Source organism: Ferroglobus sp. (assembly GCF_015521575.1).
Classification (GTDB): Archaea; Halobacteriota; Archaeoglobi; order Archaeoglobales; family Archaeoglobaceae; genus Ferroglobus.
Window position 1 is genome coordinate 1 of record NZ_WANY01000207.1, and the last position, 6,175, is coordinate 6,175.

The 6,175-nt window shown below is 44.6% G+C and carries 6 protein-coding genes; all 6 read left to right on the forward strand.

Going from position 1 to position 6,175, the window contains the following annotated elements; translation table 11 throughout:
- On the forward strand, positions 1 to 652 hold a 652-nt coding region (locus F7C14_RS08220; RefSeq protein WP_290901715.1), incomplete at its 5' end, for a branched-chain amino acid ABC transporter permease.
- Between the two features lie 90 nt (positions 653 to 742).
- Complete coding sequence (locus F7C14_RS08225; RefSeq protein ID WP_290901717.1) at positions 743 to 2,401, forward strand: long-chain fatty acid--CoA ligase; 1,659 nt, start codon at positions 743 to 745, stop codon at positions 2,399 to 2,401.
- A 1-nt stretch (position 2,402) separates the two neighbouring features.
- The gene (locus F7C14_RS08230) at positions 2,403 to 3,491 is read left to right on the forward strand and encodes a 2-hydroxyacyl-CoA dehydratase subunit D (protein ID WP_290901719.1); all 1,089 of its coding nucleotides are present in this window, start codon (positions 2,403 to 2,405) and stop codon (positions 3,489 to 3,491) included.
- 4 nt (positions 3,492 to 3,495) lie between these two features.
- Positions 3,496 to 4,716, forward strand: a complete 1,221-nt coding sequence (locus F7C14_RS08235; RefSeq protein ID WP_290901721.1) for a 2-hydroxyacyl-CoA dehydratase subunit D — start codon at positions 3,496 to 3,498, stop codon at positions 4,714 to 4,716.
- Positions 4,713 to 5,504: an acyl-CoA dehydratase activase gene (locus F7C14_RS08240; protein WP_290901723.1), complete on the forward strand. Its 792-nt coding sequence runs from the start codon at positions 4,713 to 4,715 to the stop codon at positions 5,502 to 5,504. The genes F7C14_RS08235 and F7C14_RS08240 overlap by 4 nt, the downstream gene beginning before the upstream one ends.
- A 50-nt stretch (positions 5,505 to 5,554) precedes the next feature.
- A partial coding sequence (locus tag F7C14_RS08245) for an enoyl-CoA hydratase/isomerase family protein (protein ID WP_290901725.1) occupies positions 5,555 to 6,175 on the forward strand: 621 nt, incomplete at its 3' end.

Sequence of the window (6,175 nt, forward strand, 5' to 3'; positions counted from 1 at the left end):
AGCTGCTATAGGTTTCATAACTCTGAGGCTGAAAGGGTACTACTTCGCTTTAGTCACGGCAATTCTCCCTCTCGTTTTTATCCAGAGCGTTTACGTCTTTTCAGACGTTTTCGGTGGAGAAGAAGGTTTTTCAATTGGTTTGGAAAGAGCATTATCGACTTCTCCTGTGGTTAGATATTACATAGCCTTTGCGATCTTTCTGATCTGTTTTTTGGCTATGCGGTACATCGTCAAAAGCGATTTGGGCTACAGATTCATGGCGGTTAGGGATGATGAGGAACTGGCTGAAGCTTTGGGAATAGATGTTGTGAAGTACAAAGTTTTATCTTTCATGATAAGTTCTTTCTTTGCTGGAATTGCCGGAGCAACGATGGTTCTCTATAGAATAACAGCCGGTCCGGATTTGTATGACATTCCGTTAATGCTTATGATAATTCTTTCCGCAGTCCTTGGAGGGCTTGGAACTCTCTACGGTCCTCTGATTGGTGGGATTATAATTTACTTGCTGAAGAACCTCTTCCTAAAGACGATGATTCCGCAGGGTGCTTTTGTAAACGACGAAATCGTGCTTTACGCAATTTTGATAGCAGTCGCTTTGCTATTCCCAGAGGGAATGTGGCACAGAGTCAAGAGTATTGTGCAACGCAGCTAACTTTTACAAAGTTGCGTAAAGCTTATAAATTACCTTTACAAGTTTTAGAAAATAACTGATAATCGTTTAAAAATGTAAAAGGTGGTTTGGATGATTTGGAAGAGATGGTACAAATACATAGGGTGGCCGGAGGATATCGAAGAGCCTGACAAAACTCCGCCAGAGATGTTAGCTGAAGTTGCAAAGGAGTATGCTGACAAGGATGCTATAATCTACTACGGACACACCTTAACGTATAGGGAATTTTTCGATCAGGTTTTGAGGGTTGCTAACGCTTTTTCGGATTATCTGGAAAAGGGGGACAGAATTTCCTTCTTCATGCCGAACTGTCCGCAGTTCAACATCGGCTATTTTGCAGCGTTGAGCAATGGGATGATAGCTGTTCACACAAACGTTATGTACACGGAAAGGGAGCTTGAGTACCAACTCAATCATTCGGGAGCGAAGGCTATTGTAACTCTTGACATTCTCTACGATAGGGTGAAAGCTGTTTTCGACAAGACTCCTCTTGAATACGTTTTCGTCACGAGCTTGAAAGACTACTTGCCCCCAACCTCAAGGAGGTTTTTGCCCTACAAGAATGAGGAGGAGCTGAAGAGTGACGAAAGGGTTATCTTCTTCACGGAACTTTTGAAGAAGAATCCAAAGCCAGCGAAGTTCGATGTCTCCCTTGAAGATGTTGCTTCTCTAACATACACCGGCGGTACAACTGGAAGACCGAAAGGAGCTGTTTACACCCACAGAAACCTGATGATTGATGCAAAGATATTTTCGATAGTGCTTGACGCGAGAAAGGGCAAAGATGTTTTCTCAGGGCTGATGCCGATGTTCCACGGAAACGGAATATGGACGAGCAACATGAACGTTTTCTACAACGCTGGAACAGTCGTTCTTTTCCCTTACTTCGAGGCTGGCGAATTTCTGAGAGCTGTAGAAAGATACAGAATTACTCAGATCCACTGCGTCCCAACTCATCTTGTGGCAATAGTGAACCATCCGGAAGTCAGGAACAGAGATTTATCGTCTGTTAGGGTGATTAGTGTCGGATCCGCTCCTGTGCCGATAGAGCTTTTGAGGAAGGTTAAGGAGTTGATGCCAGATGCGACAGTAATCGAACAGTGGGGGTTGACGGAGGCTGCGATAATAGGAACGAGCAACCCCGTTCATGGAGTTATAAAAGTTGGAAGTGCTGGAATGCCAGTGCCGAGTGTTGAGATTAAAATAATCGATCCGGAGACTGGTAAAGATCTTCCGCCGGGAGAGGAGAACGTTGGAGAGATCGTTCTGAGAAGCAAGAAAATAATCAGAGAGTACTGGAACGATCCGGAAAGAACGAAGGAAGCGATAAGAGATGGATGGCTTTACACCGGCGATATTGGATACATGGATGAGGACGGCTACATCTACATTGTCGACAGGAAGAAGGACATGATCATCGTAAGCGGGTACAACGTCTATCCTTCGGAGGTTGAAGAAGTGTTGTACAGACATCCAGCCGTTTTGGAGTGCGCTGTGATAGGAGTTCCTGACGAGTACAGAGGAGAAGTGCCAAAGGCTTTCATAGTTCTCAAGCCGGAGTACAAAGGAAAGGTTACGGAAGAGGAGATCATTGAATTTGCAAGGAAACACTTGGCAGCTTACAAGATTCCGAGAATAGTCGAGTTCAGAGACGAGCTTCCGAAGAGTGCCGTAGGAAAAATACTCAGGAGAGTTCTTAGGGAAGAGGAGAGAAAGAAGCGTGGAGGGTAAAATGATTTCAAAAATTTTTCAGGAGTTTTTCGTTGAAAGGAGGAAGATCGAAGAGTACAGGAGAAGAGGGAAGAAAATAATCGGGACAATGTGCAACACTGTTCCAGAAGAGGTAATTCACGCTTTTGGAGCGGTTCCAATAAGGCTCTTCGGAGTTAACGAATTCAAAGAGGTTTACGCGAAGTTTCCAAGCTGGATGTGCAGCTATTCACGAGGAGTTATGGAAGACGCTCTGAGGGGTTTCAAAGTCGATGGCGTTGTTTCTTCAACAACCGACGACACGAAAATCCATCTATTTTCTTCCTACACCTTTTATGTTAAACCTGACTTTTCCTATCTCATCCAGTTCCCTTTCGTGAAGGACGAGCTATCTTTCCAGTTCTTTAAAGACGAGCTGGAGAGGTTTTCTTTAAAGCTCGCCAATTTTTTGAAAGTGGATATTGATGAGAAGAAGCTTAGAGATTCAGTGAAGATTTACAATGAGTACAGAATCCTGTGTTCGAGAATAGACAGTTTGAGAAGCATGGAGAATCCGAAAGTTAGCGGAAGCGAATTTCTCTCTTTAATGCTAATTTCCCAGCAAATGCTTAAGGAAGACTTTTTGCAAATAGCGAGGGATTTTTACAGAGAAGCCGAGCGGAGGGAGGGAAGAGAGGATTACAAAATCAGAGTCCACGTTTCTGGAACGGATTTTACTGATGTGAACTTTCTTAGAAATCTTGAAGAGTGGGGTTTGGCGATAGTTTCCGATGATTTCTGCACTTCCGCAGCTTACTACTCCGGCTTGGTAGATGACTCTTCCATTGAAAGCGTTGCGAAGAGGTACTTTTCTATATGCTCATGCACGATGTCAGCTAAAGATTCGCCGATCGACGAAAGGATCGAGTTCATAAGCAGAAGGATCGAGAAGAGCGAAGCTGAAGCTGCTATTCTCATGAAGGAGAGGGGTTGCGAGATCTGCGGACATCAGTGCAGCTGGATAGTTAGAGAATTGAACGTTCCGGTATTAGTTTTGGATTACGAGTATCCGATTAGTATTGAGCAGTACAAAACGAGAGTGGAAGCCTTTATCGAATCTTTCGGAAGGTGAAAGGATGTGGAATCCCCTCGGCTATAAGGAGCTTTACAGAAGTTTGTTCAAGAAGCATTTAGCGAGACAGGAGGAGCTACTAAAAAAGGGCAGACCTGTAGGCTGGTTTTTCTCCTTCCATCCTTCGGAATTGATTTACGTTTTCGACGTAGTTTCAGCTTTTCCGGAGCAGTATTCGGCTTACTGTGCGGCAAGAGGATCATCAGCAGCTTTAATAGACGAAGCTATATCTTCTGGTTACTCCCATTTCCTCTGCGATTACTTTAAGACGACCATAGGGTCGATAATCTCTCCGGAAAAGGCTACGAAGCCTTTAATGCCGAAGCCGGACTTTATAGTTGGAACGAGGGCTTTGTGTGTCGCTCATACAGAGATGGCTGAAGTTTTCGCCAGATACTACAAAGTACCGAGGTTTTTCGTCAATTATCCCTACTGGACGAAGGATTCTTTGAAGAATGTGGATGAGCTAACCAAAGATGCTGAATGGGTTGATGAAATCTACTTGGAATACGTGATCTCAAGGCTGAAGAAGCTTGTCGAGTTCATGGAGGGGATTGCTGGAGGGTTTGATGAGGAGAGAATGAGGGAAGTTTTTAAGACTTCCGAGAAAACTTCCGAGCTTCTCATAGAAATCTTAAAGCTGATGATGTCTAAACCAACTCCCGGGAGTCAGAGGGAGATAGGTGATTTGGTGTTCATAGCCTTCTTCGTCCTCGGCAGCGACTACGCCTTGGAGTTCTGTGAAAAGGCTTACGAAAAAATAAAGGAGAGGGTAAAGAAGAGGGAGGGAGTTTCTGAGGAAAAGCTGAGGTTTCTTACTTTCGGTATAATGCCTTGGCACACGCTCGAACTTTACCAGTACTGCGAAAGCAAAGGGGCAAATTTCCCGGTCAACCTCTATGTTAACGCTTCGGTTCATAGAGTTGAAGCAAAAGACCCCTTCAGAAGCATGGCTAAGAGAAGCTTCCACTTCACAAACTGCGATTACTCCTTTTTGGACAGCGTTATAAAGACTGCAAGAAAAGCTGATATAGACGGGGCTTTACTCCTCGAAAACACCGGATGCAGAATTACCTCGGCGATAATTTATCCCCTTGCTGAAAGATTGAAAGAGGATCTTGGAGTTCCAAGCTTGATCCTTGAAGCTCCCCAATGCGATCCGAGGATGATGCCTATTGAGAGGGCAAAAACGAAAATAGACGCGTTTATCGAGGCTCTGTTATGATGTTCGCCGGAGTGGATATAGGCTCTAACACGACTAAGGCTTGCGTAATAGATGAAAAAGGGGAAATTCTCTCCTACAGCATAATTAAAACTGGAGCGAAGATTAAAGAAGTTGGCAAGCTTGCTCTTGAGGAAGCTTTGAAAAAAGTCGATGGAGATGTTGAATACATAATAGCCACCGGCTACGGAAGAAATCTGGCTGCCGAGGAGTTTGCGAATGAAAAAGTTACCGAGATAACTTGCCATGCAACTGGAGTCAAAAAAATTTTCCCGGATTGCAGAACTGTTATAGACATAGGAGGGCAGGATTCCAAAGCTATAGCCTTAGATGAAAACGGGAGAGTTATCAACTTTGCGATGAACGACAAATGTGCTGCTGGAACTGGAAAATTCCTTGAGGTAATGGCATCAACTCTCGGTTTAACGCTTGAAGAGCTCTCGGAAGCGTATTTTAAAGCTAAGAATAGAGTTGAGATTACGAGCGTTTGCACGGTTTTTGCAGAAAGCGAAGTTATCTCTTTGCTCGCTGAAGGAAAGGATGTTTATGATGTTGTTGCAGGGGTTTGCAGGGCTATAGCTAAAAGGGTGGCTGGAATTGTAAAGCAGGTGGGGATTAGAGAGAGAGTTGTGATGACAGGAGGAGTCGCCAAAAATAGGGGAGTGGTAAAAGCTCTGGAGGAGGAGCTTAAAGTCAGCATTTCCATCCCAGACAACCCTCAAATAATCGGTGCTTACGGAGCGGCATTGTTAGCTTTACAGAGATCTTTACAAAGTAAAGGTAACAATTAATTTTGGCTTTAATTCGTAAACTTTATATTTTCCCTCTCCAACATCTTATCATGGCGGACTACAAAGAGATTATTTACGACGAAAATTGGTACACGCATACGGCTTTGATAGCAATAAACAGACCGCATGAATACAATTCTTACACATTGACCACGCTTAGAGAGATGGTCGATGCAATAGAGAGAGCTATGTGGAACGACGACGTGCAGTTTATAGTCCTGACCGGTGTGGGAGACAAAGCCTTCTGCACCGGCGGTAATGTGCATGAGTACGCTGAAGAGTACACGAAGAAACCTTCCGACTTCTGGAAGTGGGGAGAAATTTACGGAAGAGTTTTCGACATGATAATGCACTGCGGAAAACCGGTTATAGCGAGAGTGAATGGAGTTACAGCTGGAGGAGGTTTCGAGTTCGTCTGCGCATGCGATTTGGCTGTTGCGAGCGAAAACGCGAGGTTCATCTCTCCCGGGCCGAGGGTTGGGATGACTTCTATCGGCGGTCTCTCTCAATGGTTGCCTTTGCACATAGGATTGAAGAGGGCAGCCGAGATAGTCATGATGAGCAGCGAAATAGATGCTAAGACTGCCTACGAGTGGGGGATCGTCAACGCTGTCGTTCCTCAGGAAAAACTTGACGACAAAGTGAAGGAGATGATCGACAGAATGCTGGAC